General features: G+C 67.4%; 16 protein-coding genes. 7 read left to right on the plus strand and 9 right to left on the minus strand.

The window, feature by feature from the left end:
* Window positions 1–57 precede the first annotated feature (57 nt).
* The 4 genes from ACOGI7_RS16055 to ACOGI7_RS16070 all read left to right on the plus strand — a co-directional run bounded on the left by ACOGI7_RS16055 (window position 58) and on the right by ACOGI7_RS16070 (window position 4356).
* Window positions 58–2337 (plus strand): xanthine dehydrogenase family protein molybdopterin-binding subunit, encoded by a 2280-nt coding sequence (locus ACOGI7_RS16055; protein WP_419849746.1) that lies wholly within the window; start codon window positions 58–60, stop codon window positions 2335–2337.
* Window positions 2334–3560 (plus strand): cytochrome P450, encoded by a 1227-nt coding sequence (locus ACOGI7_RS16060; protein ID WP_419849747.1) that lies wholly within the window; start codon window positions 2334–2336, stop codon window positions 3558–3560. Before ACOGI7_RS16055 ends, ACOGI7_RS16060 begins: the two co-directional genes overlap by 4 nt.
* Window positions 3561–3652: 92 nt before the next feature.
* On the plus strand, window positions 3653–3922 hold the full coding sequence (locus ACOGI7_RS16065; RefSeq protein ID WP_419845569.1) for a type II toxin-antitoxin system Phd/YefM family antitoxin: 270 nt from the start codon (window positions 3653–3655) through the stop codon (window positions 3920–3922).
* A gap of 14 nt (window positions 3923–3936) precedes the next feature.
* Window positions 3937–4356, plus strand: coding sequence for a type II toxin-antitoxin system VapC family toxin (locus ACOGI7_RS16070; RefSeq protein WP_419849748.1), 420 nt, complete (start codon window positions 3937–3939; stop codon window positions 4354–4356).
* Between the two features lie 2 nt (window positions 4357–4358).
* Here ACOGI7_RS16070 and ACOGI7_RS16075 read toward each other — a convergent pair whose 3' ends face one another.
* Genes ACOGI7_RS16075 through ACOGI7_RS16090 form a run of 4 tightly spaced genes read right to left on the minus strand, consistent with a single transcriptional unit; the run spans window position 4359 to window position 9839 of the window.
* Window positions 4359–6425 (minus strand): hydantoinase/oxoprolinase family protein, encoded by a 2067-nt coding sequence (locus ACOGI7_RS16075; RefSeq protein WP_419849749.1) that lies wholly within the window; start codon window positions 6423–6425, stop codon window positions 4359–4361.
* Entirely contained in the window at window positions 6422–8164 is a 1743-nt protein-coding gene (locus ACOGI7_RS16080) for a hydantoinase B/oxoprolinase family protein (protein ID WP_419849750.1), read from the minus strand. The genes ACOGI7_RS16075 and ACOGI7_RS16080 overlap by 4 nt, the downstream gene beginning before the upstream one ends.
* The gene (locus tag ACOGI7_RS16085) at window positions 8161–9042 is read right to left on the minus strand and encodes an SDR family oxidoreductase (protein ID WP_419849751.1); all 882 of its coding nucleotides are present in this window, start codon (window positions 9040–9042) and stop codon (window positions 8161–8163) included. Before ACOGI7_RS16085 ends, ACOGI7_RS16080 begins: the two co-directional genes overlap by 4 nt.
* Window positions 9043–9056: 14 nt before the next feature.
* Window positions 9057–9839: an enoyl-CoA hydratase/isomerase family protein gene (locus tag ACOGI7_RS16090; protein WP_419849752.1), complete on the minus strand. Its 783-nt coding sequence runs from the start codon at window positions 9837–9839 to the stop codon at window positions 9057–9059.
* 65 nt (window positions 9840–9904) lie between these two features.
* On the opposite strand from ACOGI7_RS16090, the gene ACOGI7_RS16095 reads away from it, so the two are divergent.
* From ACOGI7_RS16095 to ACOGI7_RS16105, 3 genes are read left to right on the plus strand one after another with little or no spacing between them, the layout of a single operon-like run.
* The gene (locus tag ACOGI7_RS16095; RefSeq protein ID WP_419849753.1) at window positions 9905–10777 is read left to right on the plus strand and encodes a MaoC/PaaZ C-terminal domain-containing protein; all 873 of its coding nucleotides are present in this window, start codon (window positions 9905–9907) and stop codon (window positions 10775–10777) included.
* Between the two features lie 13 nt (window positions 10778–10790).
* Entirely contained in the window at window positions 10791–11855 is a 1065-nt protein-coding gene (locus ACOGI7_RS16100; protein WP_419849754.1) for an amidohydrolase family protein, read from the plus strand.
* A gap of 15 nt (window positions 11856–11870) precedes the next feature.
* Window positions 11871–13115: a sulfite oxidase gene (locus ACOGI7_RS16105; protein ID WP_419849755.1), complete on the plus strand. Its 1245-nt coding sequence runs from the start codon at window positions 11871–11873 to the stop codon at window positions 13113–13115.
* Between the two features lies 1 nt (window position 13116).
* On the opposite strand, the gene ACOGI7_RS16110 is transcribed toward ACOGI7_RS16105, so the two are convergent.
* The 5 genes from ACOGI7_RS16110 to ACOGI7_RS16130 all read right to left on the minus strand — a co-directional run bounded on the left by ACOGI7_RS16110 (window position 13117) and on the right by ACOGI7_RS16130 (window position 19489).
* The gene (locus ACOGI7_RS16110) at window positions 13117–14022 is read right to left on the minus strand and encodes an SDR family NAD(P)-dependent oxidoreductase (RefSeq protein ID WP_419849756.1); all 906 of its coding nucleotides are present in this window, start codon (window positions 14020–14022) and stop codon (window positions 13117–13119) included.
* Window positions 14023–14053: 31 nt separating this feature from the next.
* Complete coding sequence (locus ACOGI7_RS16115; protein ID WP_419849757.1) at window positions 14054–15616, minus strand: AMP-binding protein; 1563 nt, start codon at window positions 15614–15616, stop codon at window positions 14054–14056.
* A 10-nt stretch (window positions 15617–15626) separates the two neighbouring features.
* Window positions 15627–17069 carry a class I adenylate-forming enzyme family protein gene (locus ACOGI7_RS16120; protein ID WP_419851532.1) on the minus strand — a complete coding sequence of 481 codons (1443 nt, stop codon included), beginning with the start codon at window positions 17067–17069 and terminating at the stop codon, window positions 15627–15629.
* A gap of 115 nt (window positions 17070–17184) precedes the next feature.
* On the minus strand, window positions 17185–18474 hold the full coding sequence (locus tag ACOGI7_RS16125; RefSeq protein ID WP_419849758.1) for an amidohydrolase family protein: 1290 nt from the start codon (window positions 18472–18474) through the stop codon (window positions 17185–17187).
* Window positions 18475–18499: 25 nt separating this feature from the next.
* A complete protein-coding gene (locus ACOGI7_RS16130) occupies window positions 18500–19489 on the minus strand; it encodes an MDR family oxidoreductase (protein WP_419849759.1) in 990 nt (329 codons plus the stop codon).
* Window positions 19490–19492 lie beyond the last annotated feature (3 nt).

A 19492-nucleotide genomic window follows, 5' to 3' on the forward strand; every position in this document is an offset into this window, starting at 1 on the left:
GCCAATTCACCCTCCCATTCCAGGTTCCGACAATGCGCCATCCATAATGACCACCCTATGGCTGGGTCGATATTGGGGACCGAAGTTATCCGCCGGGAGGACGGGACTCTGCTCACCGGCGAGGGGCAATACACCGGGGACTTGCGACCTGACGGGCTGCTGATTGCCTATTTCGTGCGCTCGCCGGTGGCCCACGGGGTGATTGGGGAGATCGATCTGGGAGCAGCCGTCGATATCTCCGGTGTGGCCGGGGTGTTCACCGCTGAGACCATCGGGGTGGATCAGGTGAAGCCTCGGTTCCCGCTCGATCCCCATTTTGTGCGCGGGCCGCTGGCTGGCGATCGGGTTCGTTTTGTGGGCGAGCCGGTGGCCATGGTGGTGGCCGAGACCTTGGCCGCCGCTCAAGACGCAGCCGATGAGATCATGGTCGACTACCAGCCGCTGCCGGTATCGATGGACGCCGAAGCCGCGGTGGCCAACGGTTCCGCCGTGCTGTTCCCCGAGCGGGGCTCAGACACGATGATCAGGGCATTCGACCCGGTGGAGGGCCTGCACGACAAAGCCGACCGGATCGTCACCGGCCGCATCGTCCACAACCGGATGGCGGTGGTGCCGATGGAAACCGACGCGGTGCTGGCTGATCCCACCGGCGAGCAGCTCACCTTGTGGGTATCCACCCAAGGTGCCCACGCCACCCGAGGAGGTATTGCCGAGTCGCTGGGGTTGGGCCCCGACGAGGTGCGGGTGATCGCCCCCTGGGTGGGCGGCGGCTTCGGAGCCAAGGGCGGGTGGCGAGTGGAGCATGTGGCGGTGGCCGCGGCCGCTCGGCAACTGGGCCGCCCGGTGGTGTGGACAGAGACCCGGGCCGAGAATCTCATCTCCATGCAGGCCCGTGATCAGGTCCACTACGCCCGCGTCGGTGTGACCGACGACGGCCGCATGGTGTCGTTGGAGGTGATTGCGCTGGTGGACGCCGGGGCCTTTCCCGGCTTGGGCGGAATTCTCCCCGGCATTACCCGGGTCATGGCAACAGGGGTCTACGGCATCGAGCAAGTGCAGTTCGACTACGGCTTGGCCGCCACCAACCGGGCCCCGCTGGGGGCGTTCCGAGGGGCGGGCCGGCCTCAGGCCACCCTCACCATCGAGCGCATGGCCGACCTGGCCGCGGCCGAACTGGGCATCGACCCCGTGGAGTTCCGCCGCTGCAATTTCCTGGCTTCCGAAGACTTTCCGCTGGTCACTCCCACCGGCGGGGCCTACGACACCGGCGAGTACGAGAAGGCCCTCGACCGGGCCTGCGAGCTGGTCGGCTACGAGGAGCTTCGTGCCGAGCAGGCCGCCCGCCGGGCCGCCGGCGACCCCATCAGGCTGGGCATCGGTCTGTCGAGCTATGTGGAGGTCACCGCGCCGACTGGCCAGGAAGAGCACGCGGTGGTGGAGGTTCACCCCGACGGCTCGGCCACCGTGGCGGTGGGCACCTCCTCGCACGGCCAAGGCCATGAGACCGCGTTCACCATGATCGTGGCCGACCGGCTGGGCATCGACATGGACCGGATCACCTTCGTGCAGTCCGACACCACCATGGTGGCCCGGGGCGGCGGCACCGGCGGATCCCGCAGCGCCCAGCTGGGGGGCAGCGCCATCCATGCCGCCTCCGTGGAGGTGCTGGACATCGCCCGGCAGAGGGCCGCCGAGCTGCTGGAGGCCAGCGCCGACGACATCGTGGTCACCGACGAGGGCCGCTTGGGAGTGGCCGGAGTGCCCTCGGCATCGGTGGGCTGGGCCGAGGTGGCCGCGGCATCCGAAGAACCGCTGCGGGCCGAATTGGATCACACCACCGATGGCGCAACCTTCCCGTTCGGCACCCACATCTGCGTGGTGGAGGTGGACACCGAGACCGGCATGGTCACCCCGCGGCGCTTTGTGGCGGTGGACGACGCCGGCAACTTGCTCAATCCGCTGATCGTGGCCGGTCAGCAGCACGGCGGGGTGGCCTCGGGCATCGGGCAGGCGCTGTACGAATATGTGGCGTACGACGACCACGGCAACCCGCTCACCACCGGGCTGGCCGACTACGCCATGCCATCCGCCGCCGAGTTCTGCGACTTCACCGTCGACAGCACCATCACCCCCACCCACCTCAACCCCCTGGGGGTGAAGGGCATCGGCGAAGCCGCCACCATCGGCGCCACCCCGGCAGTCCAGAACGCAGTCATCGACGCCCTCAGCGACCTCGGAATCCGCCACATCGACCTGCCCCTGACGCCGGATCGGGTATGGCAGGCCATCCAATCGGCAGGCGATCCGCCTGCCGCTATAGCGTGGCCTTCACTATGAGCGCCGACCCTGAGCAGATCATCGCCGACATCATCAACCCGGAAACCCGAGGGAACCTGTACCCGCACTATCACGCCCTGCGGGACGCCGCCCCGATTCACAAGACCCACAACCCGATCCTGCACGAGGCGTGGGTTTTCACCCGCCACGCCGATGCCGATCAGCTTTTGCGCAACCCCAAGGCCATCAGCGACCGGCGCACCACCGAGATGTACAACGTGGGGGCGGGTGGCACCGACTACTACGACATGATGAAGCGGATGCTGCTGTGGCTCGACCCTCCCGACCACCAGCGCATCCGCTCCATGGTGGCCCGGGTGTTCACCCCCCGGGCGGTGGAGAAGATCAAGCCCGCCATCAACGACGTGGTGACGGGGCTGCTCGACGCGGTGGCCGACGACGGCGGTATGGACGTGGTGAGCCAGTTCGCCTACCCGCTGCCGGTGCATGTGATCTGCGAGATGCTGGGCATCCCCCGCAGCGACATCCCCGACATCGAGCAGTGGATGTGGGACTTCGCCCGCCGGGGCGACATTGCCCACCTCAGCGACGAGATGATCGCCAACGGGGAGAAGGCCGTCCGGGGGTTCACCGAGTACTTCACCGCGCTGGCCGCCGATCGTCGGGCCAATCCGGGCGACGATCTGATGACCAAGCTGGTCACGGTGGAAGACGAGCGGGGGCCGCTCACCGACCACGAGATCGTCCCCACCTGCATAATCCTTCTCCAAGCAGGCCACGAGACCACCGCCGACATCATCGGCAACGCCACCAAGGCCCTGCTGGAGAACCGGGCTGAGCTGGAGCGCTTGCAGGCCACGCCCGAGCTGATCGACGACGGCTTCGAGGAGCTGCTGCGCTACGACAGCTCGGTGCAGATCAACCACCGGGTGCTGGCCGCCGACGTGGAAGTTGCCGGCCAGACCTTCCCCGAGGGCGACCTGTGCGTGGTGATGCTGGGGGCCTGCAACCGCGACCCCGAAGCGTTCCCCGAGCCCGACCGCCTAGACCTCAACCGCGACGCCAGCCAGCACAACGGCTTCGGCCTGGGGGCCTACTACTGCCTTGGCTCGTCGCTGGCCCGAGCCGAGGCCATCGCCGCCCTCGACGCCTTAGTGCAGCGGTTCCCCACTCTGGAGTTGGATACCGACAAGCCCGCCCCCGTCTACCGCCCCACCCTCGTCCTCCACGGCCACGAACACCTCCACATCCGCTGGAACTAGGGAATCGCATGCGCTGCGGCGCCAGCGGAGAGAAGTGGCCAATAAGTGGCCATATTATGGCCACTTATTTTCGGGCGGGGTAGGGTGGGCGTATGGATCCAGTGCCCACCCGGCGTATTGCGGCTACCGAGTTCAAGAACCGGAGCCTGGGTTTGCTCAAAGAGGTCGCGGAGACCGGCGAGCCCCTGACGGTGACCAGCCACGGGCACCCCATCGTCCACATAACCCCTGCGAACGAGAAACCGCTGGGAATCTTGGGGTGCGCCCCGGAATGGCGGGGGTTGATGGACGACCCCGAGTACTCCCCCTATAGCGAGGAGGAGTGGGCGCAGTTCGCCGCAGACCGGACGACAGCTGTCTAGCATCGAGTCCGACTGTGATCCTCCTCGACACCCATGTCCTGATCTGGGTGGCGTCTCGAAATACAGCAAAGCTTGACGCTGAGAGGCTGGAAGTGTTGGACGAGACCATTCGGGAGGGCTCGGCAGCCGTGTCGTCGGTGACGTTCTGGGAACTGGAGCATGCCCGGCGGGATCCAGTCAATACCGTGTCGTCCTCTTGGTCGACGCGAGAGGCGCGTCAGCGGTTGCTGGCGCGAGGCCTCATCGATGTGCCGCCGACCGCGGAGGTGTTCATTGCCTCGGTAGAACTAGGAGACACCGGTTTCCACAGCGATCCGATGGACCGCATCATCGCAGCTACTGCCATTGACCGCGATTGGCCACTGGCCACATTCGACAGGCGCATCATCACTTGGGCGACCCGAACAGGACGATTGCGCCTGCACTCCTCCTGAGCCTAGGCCGGGCGGAGCACCAGGCTGCGGTGGCGGTCGGTGGAGGCGGTCCAGTCGGGGGGGACGACCACGGTGGAGGAGGTCTCTTCGATGATGGCGGGGCCGGCGATGGTGGGGCCGGGTAGGAGGGTGTGGCGGCGGTAGACGGGGGTGTCGGCCATTTTTCCGCTGAACCAGGCGGGGCGGTAGGAGAGGGGCATGGGTGGTTGGGCGGCTACCTGATCGGTCGACCAGTCGGGCTTGGGCACAGGGCCGATGACCCGCACTCGGTAGTTGACGAACTCCACCGGGTCGGTCTGGCGGATGCCGTAGAGCTCTTCGTAGAGCTCGTTGAACGCGGCAGCCGCCTCGTCGAGGTCAACTCCATGGAGGGGGACGGTGAGTTCGTGGGCTTGGTGGTGGTAACGGATGTCGATCTCTCGCTCCAGAACGATCTCGTCGGCAGAGAACCCCTCAGCTCCGATCTCGGCGACGGCCACAGCTTCCAGTTCGGTGTAGATGGCTTCGATAACGCTCGCATCGGCCCCAACCGAGTCGATCACCTGGGTGCGGACGTGGTCGGTGACCACGTCGGAGGCCAGCAGGCCCACTGCCGAGCCCACCCCGGGGTTGGCCGGGATGACCACCTCGGCGATGCCGAACTCCTCGGCCAAGCGGGCCACATGGATTCCGGCGGCCCCTCCCGAGGCCAGCAGGGTGAAGTCGCGGGGGTCGATGCCCCGCTCCAGGGTCACCACCCGCACCGCGGCGGCCATGGTGGCGTTGACCACCTCGTATACCCCGGCGGCGGCCTCCTGTGGGGTCAATCCCATTGGCTCGGCCAGCTCGGCCAGGGCGGATTGGGCCAGGTCGGCCCGGATGGCCATTCGGCCCCCGAGGAAGAAGTCCGGATTGAGGTAGCCCAGCACCAAATCGGCGTCGGTCACGGTGGGCTGGGTGCCGCCTCGGTCATAGCAGGCCGGTCCCGGCTCGGCCCCGGCGGAACCGGGCCCCACCCGTAGCGCGCCGCCGCTGTCGAGGTAGGCGATGGAACCGCCGCCGGCGCCCACTTCGGCCAAATCGATCACCGGGATCTTGATGGGATAGCCGGTGTTGATCTTCTTCACACCCGAAGACGCCGTGCCCCCCACATAGAACTCGTGGGCGATGGCAGCCTGGCCGCCCCGCACCAGCCCCGCCTTGGCGGTGGTACCCCCCATGTCGAAGGAGATCAGATCGTCGATGCCGCTGAGGCGGCCGATGTGGGCGGCGGCCATAACCCCGGCGGCCGGCCCCGACTCCACCAGCTGCACCGGCCGACGGGCCACGGTGGCCGCCGAGATGATGCCGCCTGACGAACCCATGATCTGAAGCCGGGCCCCGATGCCCTGTTGGGCCAGCTCCTCGTCCAGTCGGGCGATGTAGCGGGTGACGGTGGGGCCCACGTAGGCCGACATCACTGTGGTGCAGGCTCGGGGCAGCTCCCGGTACTCGGGCCAAACATCGCTGGAAACCGCCACGTAGAGGTCGGGGCTCAGCTCGGCGATGATGTCGGCCACCTGGCGCTCGTGCTCCCCGTTGGCGTAGGAATGGAGGAAGCACACCGCCACTGCCTCCACCGGCTCGCGGGCCAACAGGTCGGCCAGCGCCGTGCGGGCCTGCTCGATGTCGAGGGGCACCACCACCGAGCCGTCAGCCCCTGTCCGCTCCACCACGTCCACGGTGCGGCGTCGGGGGACGATAGGCGCCTGTTTGGTGTAGAAGAGGTCGTACTTCTCGGCGTCGCCCTTGCGCTCGTTGCCGATGATCAAGATGTCGCCGAATCCTGCGGTGGTTGCGTAGGCCACCGGGCCGCCCTTGCGCTCCAAGATCAGGTTGGTGGCCAGGGTGGTGGCGTGGACCACCTGAGACACCTCGGGGGGATCGTGCCCGGCCTCGGCCAAAAGCTCGGCGATCCCGTCGAGCACCCCGGCCGCGGGGTCGTCGGGAGTGGTGAGCACTTTGGCGGTGCAGACGCTGCGGTCGGAGCGGTCGATCATCACCACATCGGTGAACGTCCCGCCGATGTCGATGCCCAGGGCGAGGGTCATCGGCTTCTCAATGCCGCGGTGGCCTCCCGGTCCACCTCCCCGGTTTCCAGGTCGACCACCACCCCGTAGTCCCGGCGGGCGGCTTCCGGCGAGACTCGGCCGTCGCGCACATCGGCGGCCACCAGCTCGGGGTCGCGCTCATACGGGTTTCCGAAGCCGCCGCCGGCCGAGGTGAGCATGGTGATCATGTCCCCGGCTCTCAGCGGATAGGCAGTGACCTTGGCGGGCAGCGGTTGCTCGTCGGGGGTGCCCTGGTTGAGCACCCAGCCCCCGCCCGCGCCAGCAGAGCCGCCGTAGATGCCCGGTGGAGGGCGGCGGCAACGATCGGTAGCCCGGCCGGTGAACTGGCCGTCGGCGAGGATGCGGATGTCGCGGCGCGCCCCGGTGCCGCCCCGCCACTGGCCCGGTCCCCCTGAGTCGGTCCACAGCTCGAAGCGCTCGAAGCGCACCGGGTGTTCCTGTTCATAGGCCTCCACGGTGTGGAACGCCCCACCGGCGCCCAGCACCAGCGGGCCGGTCACGTCCACACCGTCGCGGTCGGACCGGGCTCCGGAGCCGCCGAACTGGGGATCCATGAACGCCCACGGCCGGCCGTCGCCCCCGGTGCCGTTCATGATGTAGACGTGGACGTTGCAGGAAGCGGCCACCGCTCGAGCCGGGTCGAGCTGGGAGAACGCCCCCAACATGGCCTCCACCACGGCCATGACCGTGGCCATGCGGGCGTTGAGGGCGGCAGGCGGATTGGGATTCACCAGCGTGCCCCGGGGCAGGCGCAGCTCCAGAGGCCGGAACGCGCCGTCGTTCACCGGGATGTCGGGGGCCAACAGGCAGCGGACGGCAAACAGCACCCCGGAGGTGGTCTGCGACACCGCGGCGTTGATCGGCCCCGGCGCTTGGGGCGAGGTGCCCTCGAAATCGGCGGTGATCGTGGAGCCGCTGATGGTGAGGGCCACGTGTACCTCGTGGTCGGCGTCGGGGTTCACGCCGTCGTCGTCGATGATGAACGATCCGGTGTAGGTACCGTCGGCCAGCGCCTCGATGCCCGCCCGGGTGCGCCGTTCGGTGTAGTCCAACAGTTCGTCGGTGATCTGGTGCAGCCGCTCCAAGCCGTAGCGGTCGGCCAGATCGGCCAGCCGGTCGGCACCGAGGTTGGTGGCCGCCATCATGGCCCGGATGTCGCCCAGCACCTTCTCCGGGGTGCGGCTGTTGGCGGCAATCACATCCAGCATCGGCTGGTTTGGCTCCCCGCCGATCGCCAGCGGCACAGGGGGAAGCACCAGGCCCTCCTGGAACATCTCGGTGGCGTTGGCCGGCAACCCACCGGCGGCCATGCCTCCTAGATCGGCCACGTGCAGCAGAGCACAGGTGAAAAAGGCCAGGGTGTCGTTGATGAACACTGGTCGGAACACCATCACGTCGTTGGAGTGGATGCCGCCCCGGTAGGGATCGTTGGAGGCGTACACATCGCCGTCGCGCATTCCCGAGGGCGGGAAGTCGTCCAGCAGGGAGCGAAGCGACGGTCGCAAACTGGACAAGTGCATCAGGGGAGCGCCCATCGACTGGGCGATGAACTGGCCCCGGTGGTCGAAGATCGCCGCAGTGGAGTCCCCGCCCTCTTTGACCACCGAGGAATAGGCCGATCGCACCGTGGTCAGCCCCATCTCCTCGGCGATGGCCCCCAAAGCGTTCTTGACTACCTCCAGAGCGATGGGATCAAAGGGCCGGGCGTCGGTGCTCAAAGCTCGAACGGCCCCTTGCCCATCTGGTCGCGGATGGTGACGACCGCCGGGTTGGTCATGGAGCGGCGCTGCCAGTTGGCCCCGTCCACCACCATGGTGTGGCCGCTGATGAACCGGGCGAAGGGGGAGGCCAGGAAGGTGGCGGCCCAGCCCAGCTCCCGCAGCTGGCCCACCCGCATGGCCGGCTGGCAGGGGTCCTTCTCGTGGGTGCGGTCGAGGCTGGAGCGTATGTCGGCGGTCATGTCCTCATGGGGGAACAGCCCCGGCACCAGCCCGTTCACCTGGATGCCGTAGGGCCCCCACTCCACGGCCAGGCTCTCGGTCATCGACTTGACCCCGGCTTTGGCTGCGGCTGAGTGGGCGAACCCGGGGCCGCCGGTCCAGGCGTAAGACGCCCCGATGTTGACGATCGACCCCGGTGTTCCCGCGGCCAGATGACGGCGGGCGAACTCCCGAGCGCAGAAGAAGGTGCCGTTGAGGGTGATGTCCACCACCGTGCGCCAGGCATTGGGCGACATGTCCTCGGCTGGCACTGGGAAGTTGGCCGCCGCGTTGTTGATCAGCACGTCGGGCATGGCGAACCTCTCGGCGGCGGCGTCGAACGCCTCGGCGATCTGCTCGGCCTGGCGGATGTCGCAGCCCACCACCAGCACCTCAGCGCCGATCTCCTCCATGGCCGCTTGGCCCGCTTCAAGGTGCTCGGGCTTGCGGCTGGCGATAACCAGGTTGGCCCCCAGCCGGGCGAATTCGGTGGCGATGGCCTTGCCCAGTCCGGTGCCCCCGCCGGTGACGAACACGGTCTGGCCGTCGTAGGTGCCCGGCACCAGGGCGGTGGCGCCCTCCGGGGCGGGCTCGGGCAGTCCGGTGATCTCAGCCATGGCTCATGTCCTCCCTACGACCGCTTGTACTCGGGTTCGCGCTCTTCGGCCCGGGCCGCTCGGAACTCGGCGAAGTCGTCCGAGCGGTTGATCAAGGTCTGGAAGGCGTACTCATCGTTCATGGAGCTGCGCAGCCCTTCCATGGCCAGGTTGCGGATCACCCGGCGGGCAAGCTGCACCGTATAAGGCGAGTGAGAGGCGATCTTGGCAGCCATCTCCATCACGGTGTCGTCCAACTCCTCAGGGGCCACAATGCGGGTCACGATGCCGTGGGTGAGGGCCTCCTCGGCGCTTAGCACCCGGCTGGTGAGCACCATGTCGCTGACCAGGCCCGATCCGCAAATCTCGAACAGGCGGCCCATTCCGCCGGTGTCGGGGATCACCCCGTGGGTCAATTCGGGGAGCAAGAAGCGGGCGCCCTCGGCCGCCACCCGGATGTCGCATAGCAGAGCTCGCTGGAACGAGCCGCCGATGGCCCATCCCTGCATGGCCACGATGATGGGGGCGTCGATGTCCCAAACCTGCTGGATTCCCCGGTGGCCCCGCTCCATTCCGGCGTGGTGGGCGATCCCCATCTGGCCGCCGCCGATGGCCGACACGTCCCGGCCCGACGACCACGACTTGCCCTCGCCCCGCCACACCACGGCCCGGATGGACTTGTCGGCTTTGATCTCCCCCAGGATGTCGAACAGCGCCACGTCCATGTCGTCGTCGAAGGCGTTGTGCTTAGCGGGATTGTTGTTGGTGATGACGGCGATATGCCCGTCCACCGTGAGCTGTACTCGATCGTCGGCCATGCCCTCACCGTAACCGTCGCTCTTGCTTTGGGAAGAATGGGGCCGGTATGGGTCACAATGGCGGCATGGCGATGAACCTGGACTTGGTGGGGGAGCGGAGCGAGCCGCATCAGCGGGGGTGGCTGCCCCGGGACTGCACGCTTTATGCGCTGAGCGTGGGGGCGGGGTTTGGAGATCTGGCGTTTGTGGGGGAGCAGGCCGCCGGGCACCCCCAGCAGGTGTATCCCAGCTTCGTGTGCTCCGGGGGTCGGTCGGACAAGGCCAGCAGCGGCGAAGGTAATCCCATGTTCCGATACGGCGACTACCAGGTTCACCAGCTGGTACACGGCGAGCAGGAGCTGACCATTCATGGGGAAATCAGCCCCACCGGGTCGGTGGTCAGCACAGGAACGGTGGTGGGCATCTACGACAAGGGCTCCGGCGCGGTGGTCCACGCCGAAAGCGAGTCGGTGGATGCCGCCACCGGTGAGCCGCTGTTCACCACCGGTTCCAAGCTGTTCGTGATGGGCGAGGGGGGTTTCGGCGGCGACCCCGGCCCCAAAACTCCACCCTGGGATGTCGGCGACGCGCCCCCCGACGCCGCGCTGCACTGGCAGACTTTGCCGGTGCAGTCGCTGCTCTACCGCCACGGGGGCAACGACCCCAACCTCATCCACTATGACCCCACGGTGGCCGCGGCGGCTGGGTTTGACGGGCCGATTCTCATGGGGCTCAACACCTACGGATTCGCCTGTCGGGCACTGGTAGAGACGGTGTGCGGAGGCGATCCCCTGGCACTGGGCTCCATAGCCGGGCGTTTTGCGGCTCCCGGCTATAACGGCGATGTGCTCACCACCCAGATCTGGCACGACCTCGACGGGGACAATGGAGTGCTGTTCCGAGTGGTTTCCAACCGGGGCACCACCGTCTTCGACAAGGGCCGGGCCACACTGCGATGAGGAGGGTAATTCCATGAGCAGATTGGTGATCGACGCCGACGGCCACATCAGCGAGCCGCCGGAGCTGTGGGAGGAGTTCTGCGATCCGGAGTTCCTGGCATTCGCACCTCGCCGGGTGCTCGACAGCCAGGGGCGGCCCCGCACTTTCGTGGGGGGCGAGATGGCGCCCTACATCCCGTTTGACTCCGAGGCCTACGACAAAGAGCGCCCCAAGGGCGGTGTCGATCCCCACGCCCGGATCGCAGACATGGACAGCGAGGGCATGGACATCTCGGTGATCTTCCCCACCACCGGGCTCATGTTCGGCGGCATCGCCGATGCGGCGGTGAACAACGCCCTGTGCCGGGCCTACAACGACTGGCTCCGCACCTACTGCGACACCGACACGTCTCGACTGCTGGGGGTGGCCGTGGTACCCCAGGTGGATCCGGCGCTGATGTTGGCCGAGGCCCGCCGAGCCATCGACGAGCTGGGGTTCGTGGCGGTGATGCTGCGCCCCAACGTCATCGCCGGGCGAACCCTCGACCACCCGGCCTACGACGGGCTGTGGTCGCTGCTGGCTGACCGGGGCGTGCCCGCCGCCCTGCACGAGGGCACCACCCAGAATGTGCCCCAATCAGGACTCGACCGATACGACAACTTCATGTTCCGCCACGTGTGCTCCCACCCCCATGAGCAGCAGATGGGCTGTTTGGAGCTGATCGCCGGAGGAGTGCTGGAGCGTCACCCCGAGTTGCGGGTGGTGTTCTTGGAGTCGGGCTGCGGCTGGGTGGACCACTGGCTCGAACGCATCGACGAGCACTTGGATTCCTGGGGCCATGCCTCAGCCCCGTTGGAACTGAATGCCACCGAGTACTTCCAGCGCCAGTGCTTCATCTCCTGCGACCCCGAAGAGCGGACCGTTTCTGGCGTGATGGACTCGCTCGGCGACGACTGCGTGGTTTTCGCCACCGACTACCCTCACCCCGACGGAGTGTTCCCTGGCGTGGTCAAAGCCCTGGCCGACCGGGAAGACCTGAGCGAATCTCGCAAGGACAAGATCTTGGGGCTCAACGCCAAGCGTTGCTTCGGCCTCTGAGCCAGTACCGACCTTATGGAGCTCGAATCCTGGAGCGAGCAGAGCGAGCACCTGTGGGAGCTGGCCAGCGGCCAAGGGATGCCGCGTCGGCACTTTCTGGCGCTGCTGGTGGCCGGTGGCGCGGCGGCGGTGGTGGCAGCCTGCGGGGGCGGCGGATCGTCGACCGTGCCGATTACCGGCAGCCTCGGCTCGCCGGTTGAGCGGGCTGCGCTGTTCAAAAGCCCGTCGCCGTTCATTCAGCGGGGCGCATCGCTGGAGTCCCGTCTGGAGTTGATGCCGGGGCTGATCACCCCCAACGACCTCTTCTTCGTCCGCAACAACTCCGCCAGCGTCGATCTGTCAGCGGACGACTGGTCGCTGGTGGTGGAGGGCGATGCGGTTGAGCAGCGACTCGATCTCAGCTACGACGACATCCGTCGGCTCCCCAGTCGCTCGTTTGTCGCCTATCTGGAATGCGCAGGCAACCACCGGGTGATGTTCGACCAGCTGCAAGGCCGGACAGCAGAAGGCACCCAGTGGGGGCGCGGTGCCATCGGCAACGCCGAGTGGCAGGGTGTCTCCCTGGCCGATGTGCTGACCCTGGCCGGCTTGGCCGACGACGCCGTGAGCGTGCTGCTGGTGGGGCTCGACGAGGATTCTCCCGAGGGCGGCTTCCAGCGCGTTCTGCCTCTTGAGAAAGCTCTGGATCCCGACACGATCCTGGCCTACGAAATGAACGGAGAACTGCTGCCCCGCGACCACGGTTTCCCGCTGCGAGCCATTGTTCCGGGCTGGGTGGGCAGCTCGCAGATCAAGTGGCTGGGCCGGATCGTGGTCTCGGCCGACCCCCAGTGGACCCGCAACAACACCACCTCCTACGTGCTCATCGGCGACGACTATTCCCCCGAGGGCGAGGCGCTGGGCCAGGTGGTGACAGAGCAGAACATCAAGAGCGCCTTGGCGCTTCCCTGGCCGGCCCGGCTGGACGAGGGCCAGCACGTCCTGAGGGGTTTCGCTCACTCACCTCGTGGCCGGATATCCCGAGTGCAATGGAGTGACGATGGCGGCATGAGTTGGCAAGACTCCCGGGTGCTCACCCCGCAGCCCCAGCACTCGTGGGCCCAATTCGAGTTCGAATGGACGGCGACCGCCGGAGAGCACACCATCACCACCCGAGCCACCGATATCGAGGGCAACACCCAGCCCGATCGGGTCCCGTTCAACCAGAAGGGCTATCTGTTCAATCAGCCCCTACCGCACCCAGTACGGGTAACCGCCTGAACTACAGCCCCATGTCGTGGTAGTCGGGGACTTCGTAGCGACCGATGGCTTCGGCTCGGCGGTGGAGGAGAGCGACGGTGTCCTCGATATTGCGGCCGATGATGAACCGGCGCTGCTCCACGCAATCGACCACGAAGTTTCCGTGCTCCACTAGGTCGGCCACCTCGGGCTCGTAACCACGAACCTCGGTCAAGATGTCTTTGAGCTCTTGGAAGGTCATGCTGCGCCGCCCGGTGGCGTCGCCCACCCGGGCGAAGTGGTCCGGGCGGTTGCGCTGGGCGGTGAACAGGCCGGTGTCCAGCATGCCGCCAGACGGGTAGAGCACAGAGGCCCGCAGATCGCTGCCCTCGCGGATCAGATTGATGTGCACGGTCTCTGTGAAGCAGCTCACCGCTGATTTGGAGGCGGCATACACCGAGGCGGTGGGCACGGGGGCGAAGCCGCCGTCGCCCGACGAGGTGTTGATGATCTGGCCGGGTTCGCCCCCAGCCAGCATGCGGGGCACGAATTCGGTGGTGCAGATGGCCACGCCGAACACGTTCACGCTGAAGCACCACCGCCAGTCGTTGGGCTCCTGCTCCCAGGGCTTCCCGCCCCCGCCCGAGGTGACCCCGGCGTTGTTGAAAAGCAGATTGCACCGGCCGTGGGCGTCGTAGACGTGGTCGGCCAGCGCGGCCACCGAGCCTTCATCGGCCACATCGGTGGGCCAGCCCGACACCGGGCCCAAGTCGGACAGCTCAGCCACGGTGGCGTCAGTGGTGTCGGCCTCGATGTCGGCGATCACCACCGTGGCGCCGCGCCCCAACAGGGCAGTCACGATGCCCTTGCCGATGCCGCCGGCCCCGCCGGTGACCACCGCCACCATGCCGTTGACGTCGAGATGCTCAGTTGGGGTTTCGCTGCTCATGGTGCCTCCCGTGTTTGGCCGTTCGGCAAATCTAAACGATGCGGGAGTCGGTGTCGGAAGGCCAGTAGCGATCTCGCAGATAGCGCTTCATCAGCTTGCCATTGGGATCTCGGGGCAGCGACTCGTCGAAGTCCACTCCCCGGGGACACTTGAAGGCGGCCAGCCGGTCGGCGCACCAGGCCAATAGCGCGGCCTCGGTGTCGTCTCCGGCCCGGTCTGGGTCGACCAGCTGGACCACCGCCCGCACCTCCTCGCCCAAATCGTCGTTGGGCACCCCGATCACGGCTGCGTCGGCCACCTCGGGATGCATGATGAGCGCATCCTCGATCTCCTGGGGGTAGATGTTGACCCCTCCGCTGATGATGGTGTGGGCCACCCGGTCGGTGAGGTACAGGTAGCCCTCCCCGTCGAGGCGGCCCATGTCGCCCAGCGTCCGCCAGCCGTTGGGGTGGGCGGCGGCCGCGGTCCGCTCAGGGTCGTTGTGGTACTGGAAGTCCCGCCCGCCGTCGAAATACACCACGCCGACCTCGCCGGGCGGCACCTCATCGCCGTTGGGGCCCACGATGTGTACCGGCTGCAGCGGACGCCCCACCGAGCCGGGGTGGGCCAGCCACTCCTCAGAGGTGATGGCGCTGTGGCCGATGTCCTCGGTGCCGGCGTAATACTCGAACAGGATCGGTCCCCACCACTCGATCATCTGCCGCTTGACCTCCACCGGACAGGGGGCGGCGGCGTGGATGGCTAGTTGGAGGCTGGAGAGGTCGGCGACCTCCCGGACATGGGTGGGCAGCTTGAGCATCCGGGAGAACATGGTGGGCACGAACTGGGCATGGGTCACCCGGTGCTGGCCGATGAGGCGGAGGCAGTCGGCCGGGTCGAACCGCTCCATGAGCACCACGGTGCCCCCCACCCGGTGCACGCACATGCAGAACACCAGCGGGGCCGAGTGGTAGAGCGGGGCGGGCGACAGGTACACGCTGGTGTGGTCGACTTTGTAGTTGGCCATGCCCAGCGCGATCTGCACCGCGGGGTTGTCGGGGTCGCCGATGCCGGTCTGGGCGGTCGGCTTCCGGATTCCCTTGGGCCGGCCAGTGGTGCCTCCCGAGTACACCATCTCCCGACCCTCTCCCTCGTCGGGGATCGGGGTTGTGGGCAGGCCGGAGACGGCGTCGGCCACCGACTCGAACCCGGCCACCTCGTCGTTTCCGGTGGTGAGGCGCACCGGCACACGGGCCAAGTCCAGCTCCGCCATTACCGGGGCGGTTCGGGCCGAGGTGACCACCGCAGCGGCCCCGCAGTCGTCCAGCACCGCCTGGAGCTCGCCGGGAGTGAGGTGGTAGTTGATCGGCGTGAAGATCAGTCCGGCCAACTGAGCCGCCCAGATCACCGGCATTGACTGCGGTGTTGTCTCCGCCACGATGGCCAGATGGTCTCCGGCCTTGAGGCCCCGAGCCCGGAGCAGGTGGGCCAGACGGTTCGACTCCTCATCCAGCTCCCGGTAGGTGATCACATCCCCGGTCCGCCCCATGATCACCGCGGGATGGTCGGGGGCTTGGGCTGCAAACCGCCGGGGGTGCAGCATCTCCGAGTCCATCGGCCGGACTCTAGCGGTGGGCTTGCTCGAACCGGAGCTTGAGCTCTCGGCGCAGGGTTTTGCCGGAGGGCAACCGGGGTACCGCCTCCACGAAGTGAACGGCGTGTAGGCGCTTGTAGCCGGCCAGCGAGTCGGCCACCAGCGCCTTCAGTTCTTCGGTGGAGATGTCGCGGCCGGGGAGGGGCTGTACCGCAGCCACCACCGCTTCGCCGGACTCGGAGTCGGGCACCCCGAATACTGCGCAGTCGGCCACGTCGGAATGCCCCAGCAACACGGCCTCCACTTCCGCTGGGGCCACCTGGAAGCCCTTCACCTTGATCATCTCCTTGACTCGGTCGGTGATGTGCAGCCACCCGTCGGGCTCCATCCAGCCCACGTCTCCGGTGCGGTACCAGCCGTCGGCGAAGGCATCGGCGTTGGCCTCTTCGGGCAGGTAGCCAGCCATCTTGGCGGGGCTCTGGGCTTGGATCTCGCCCACCTCGCCGGGGGGCAGCACCGCCCCGGTTTCCAGGTCGGCGATGCGGACGTTGACATCGTGGATGGGCAGGCCGGGAGAGTCCAGCCGCCACATGTCGGGCCGGTGGACAGGGTTGCTGGTGATGACGGGCATCTCACTGGCGCCGTACGCGGGCAGGAACCGCACCCCGGTTCGCTCGGTGACCCGCCGGGCCACGCTCTCGGTCACCGGGGTGGCCCCCCACATGATGTAGCGCAGCGACGACAGGTCGTACTCCTCCAGGCGAGGATGGTTGGCCATGGCCAGAGCGATCGGCGCCACCGCCATCTCCAGGGTGATGCGGTCGGTTTCGACAGCGGCCAGAACCGCTTCCAGATCGAACCGGGGGTGGAGGCGCACCGAGGAGCCGGCCCACACCGAGGAGAACAGGTTGAGCAGTCCGAGGATGTGGAAGGGCGGGGTGGCGATCTGGAACCGGTCGTCGGCGGTCAGGCCCAGCACCGAACCCCACAGGATGGTGGCGGCGCCGATGCTGGCGTGGGTATGGCGCACCGCCTTGGGCATTCCGGTGGTTCCCGAGCTGAAGATCAGCACGGCCTCGGCCTGATCCCAATCCAGATCGACGGTGAGGGGTTCGGGTGGGCCATCGGACAAGGCGGCGACCGCGGGATCTTCGTCGAGGCGGATCACCCGGTCGGCCAGGGGGGCGGGGAGGTGCAGGTGGGTGTCGCCGTCGGTGATGGCCAGCACCGGCTCGGTGAGGTTCACCGCATGGGCAGCCTCGGCCTGCTTCCACGCCGAGCTGATCATCACCGCCGACGCTCCCAGCTTGAGGATCCCGAAGACCGCGGTGAAGAACTCGGGCCGGTTGGAGGCCATCACCGCCACCCGCTGGTTGGCGGCGACGCCCCGCTCAGCCAGCAAGCGGGCAAACCCATCGGCCTGCCGGTTGAACTCCCGATAGGTCAGCGCTTGGTCTTCGAACCGGATGGCCACCCGGTCGCCGAACCGCTCGGCGGCCGACTCCAACAAGCTCTGGACGCTGATGCCTTGGGGATAGTCCAGCGGCGGAAAGATCGACGACACGCCTGCCTCTGGGTCGAGCTACCGCTCAGGCTGCGGGCTCAACCTGGTTGAGGGGGTTCATTCCCGGGCAGCCCTTGGCCCGCTCGGGGATGTCGGCGTAGTCGATGGGGGTGGCCACCTCGGCCTTGGTGGGGCAGAACTGCTCGGCCAGCGGGGCCAGCGCCTCCAAGTCGAACCCGTACACCTCTGCGGCATTGGTGGTCAGGATGCGAGTGGTTTCCTCTTCAGTGAGGTTGGCGAACGTCAGCCGCAGGTGCTCCCGGGTGTAGGGGTGAGACCCCTCGATGTGGGGGTAGTCGGAGCCCCACATCACGCGGTCGATGCCCACCGTGCGGGTGAGCAGGGCCTCGGCCGGTCGCAGGAACGACGCCCCGATGTAGCACTGGCGGGCGAAGTACTCGCTGGGGGTGAGCGACATATCGGCCACCGCCTGACTGCCGAACACCGTCTCAGAGCCGTACTTGGAGTACTTCATCCGGTGGAAGAAGCTCTCCAGCCTCTCAAGGGTCTCGGGCACCCAGGCGGTGCCGGTCTCGGTGGTCACGTACTTCAGCGTCGGGTAGCGCTCGAACACCCCCGAGAACATGAGATGCCACAGGGCTCGCTGGGTCCACCAGGTGGCCTCGAGGATGAACATGGCCAACGACGACGGGAAGTGGTTGCCGTAATTGGGCGAGCCTCCGCCCGCGTGGTGGTTCAGCGGCAACCCGGCGGCCGCGGTGGCCGCCCAGATGGGCTCGTAGGTCTTGGAGTACAGCGGCTCGAACGGCGAGTCGGGCGGAGCACCGGGGATGAGGACGCCGCCCTTCAACCCGTGCTCGGCGGCCCACTCGATCTCTTTGACCGACCCCTCAACATCGCCCAAGAACACCTGGGCGATTCCGGCCCGGCGATCGGGCGCCTGGCTCACAAAGTCGGCCACCCATCGGTTATGGGCCCGAAGCCCGGCCCAGCGATGCTCAAAGTTGTCGCTATAGGGCGGCGCCTCGAACGCGGTGGCCGCGGGCGGGGCGAACGGAGGCTGGGTGTTGGGAAACAGCACCTCGGCGATAAAGCCGTCGGCCTCCTGCTCAGCTAGGCGATCGGACGAAGACCAGTTGCGATGGCCCCACACCTCGGGATCGCCGTCCACCCCCACCTCCATCGGCGAGCGCTCCATGTCGGCAAACATCTCCTTGCGCCGCTCATTGTGCCCGTCCATGTATTCGGCCCACTCGTCGAACTCCGCGTGGTAGCGCGACTCAAGGTACGGCTTGTAGTCCCTCAGGTCGGCCCCGCAATGGGTGTCAGCACTGATGACGATGTGATGTTCCATCAGTCTCCTCCGTTGGCTCAGAAATTTAGCGGTTTACGTCAATCACCACCCGGCCGCGGATTTCGCCGGCCAGGATTTGGGCGGCGGCAGCAGGGACATCAGACAAGGCGATGGTGTCGGTCATGGCGTCGAGTTTGGCGGTGTCGAGGTCGCGGGCCAGGCGGTTCCAGGCTTGGGCTCGGCGCTCGGCGGGCTCGTAGACGCAGTTGATGCCGGCCAGGGTCACGGCCCGCAGGATGAACGGGGCGACGGAGCTGGGGAGGTCCATGCCCTGGGCCAGCCCGCAGGCGGCTACGCACCCGTGGGGCTGGGTTTGGGAGACGATGTTGGCCAGGGTGTGGCTGCCCACGGTGTCGACAGCCCCGGCAAAGCGGGCTTTGCCCAGGGGTCGGGCCGGGCCCGAGAGCTCGTCGCGGTGGATGAGCTCGGACGCCCCGAGATCGCGCAGGTAGTCGCCCTCGGTCTCGATGCGACCGCTGGAGGCCACCACCTCATATCCAAGCTGGGCCAACACGGCGACGGCCACGCTGCCCACTCCGCCGGCGGCACCGGTCACAACTACCGGCCCGGAATCGGGGGTGATGTCGTGCTCCTCAAGGGCTAGTACGCAGAGCATGGCGGTGTACCCCGCGGTGCCCACGGCCATGGCCTGATGGGTGGTGTAGGCATCGGGCAGGGGGGTGAGCCAGCCGCCGTCCATGGCCGCTTTGGTGGCCATGCCGCCCCAATGGGACTCGCCCACGTCCCAGCCGTTCACGATCACCTTGTCGCCCGGCGACCATGCCGGGTCGTCGCTGCGGGCCACTGTGCCGGCCAAGTCGATGCCCGGGACCATGGGCCAGGTGCGCACAATGGGGGCGCCGTTCACCACGGCCAGGCCGTCCTTGTAGTTGAGGGTGGAGTAGTCCACGTCCACGATCACCGGACGGTCGGGCAATTCGGTGTCTTCTAATTCGGTTATGGCGTGGGAACGGTTGCCGTCGTCGTCTTGGCTAAGGAGTAGTGCCCTGAACATCCC

Origin of the sequence: Candidatus Poriferisocius sp., from assembly GCF_965204145.1 — a bacterium.
Classification (GTDB): domain Bacteria; phylum Actinomycetota; class Acidimicrobiia; order Acidimicrobiales; family Bin134; genus Poriferisocius.

What these genes read in the sequence shown, in the direction of transcription:
- ACOGI7_RS16105 (WP_419849755.1), top strand. Translation starts at nt 11,871, where the DNA reads ATGGAGCTCGAATCCTGGAGCGAGCAGAGCGAGCACCTGTGGGAGCTG.
- ACOGI7_RS16115 (WP_419849757.1), bottom strand. Translation starts at nt 15,616, where the DNA reads ATGGACTCGGAGATGCTGCACCCCCGGCGGTTTGCAGCCCAAGCCCCC.
- ACOGI7_RS16090 (WP_419849752.1), bottom strand. Translation starts at nt 9,839, where the DNA reads ATGGCCGACGATCGAGTACAGCTCACGGTGGACGGGCATATCGCCGTC.
- ACOGI7_RS16085 (WP_419849751.1), bottom strand. Translation starts at nt 9,042, where the DNA reads ATGGCTGAGATCACCGGACTGCCCGAGCCCGCCCCGGAGGGCGCCACC.
- ACOGI7_RS16065 (WP_419845569.1), top strand. Translation starts at nt 3,653, where the DNA reads ATGGATCCAGTGCCCACCCGGCGTATTGCGGCTACCGAGTTCAAGAAC.
- ACOGI7_RS16125 (WP_419849758.1), bottom strand. Translation starts at nt 18,474, where the DNA reads ATGGAACATCACATCGTCATCAGTGCTGACACCCATTGCGGGGCCGAC.
- ACOGI7_RS16055 (WP_419849746.1), top strand. Translation starts at nt 58, where the DNA reads ATGGCTGGGTCGATATTGGGGACCGAAGTTATCCGCCGGGAGGACGGG.
- ACOGI7_RS16075 (WP_419849749.1), bottom strand. Translation starts at nt 6,425, where the DNA reads ATGACCCTCGCCCTGGGCATCGACATCGGCGGGACGTTCACCGATGTG.
- ACOGI7_RS16110 (WP_419849756.1), bottom strand. Translation starts at nt 14,022, where the DNA reads ATGAGCAGCGAAACCCCAACTGAGCATCTCGACGTCAACGGCATGGTG.
- ACOGI7_RS16095 (WP_419849753.1), top strand. Translation starts at nt 9,905, where the DNA reads ATGGCGATGAACCTGGACTTGGTGGGGGAGCGGAGCGAGCCGCATCAG.
- ACOGI7_RS16130 (WP_419849759.1), bottom strand. Translation starts at nt 19,489, where the DNA reads ATGTTCAGGGCACTACTCCTTAGCCAAGACGACGACGGCAACCGTTCC.
- ACOGI7_RS16100 (WP_419849754.1), top strand. Translation starts at nt 10,791, where the DNA reads ATGAGCAGATTGGTGATCGACGCCGACGGCCACATCAGCGAGCCGCCG.
- ACOGI7_RS16060 (WP_419849747.1), top strand. Translation starts at nt 2,334, where the DNA reads ATGAGCGCCGACCCTGAGCAGATCATCGCCGACATCATCAACCCGGAA.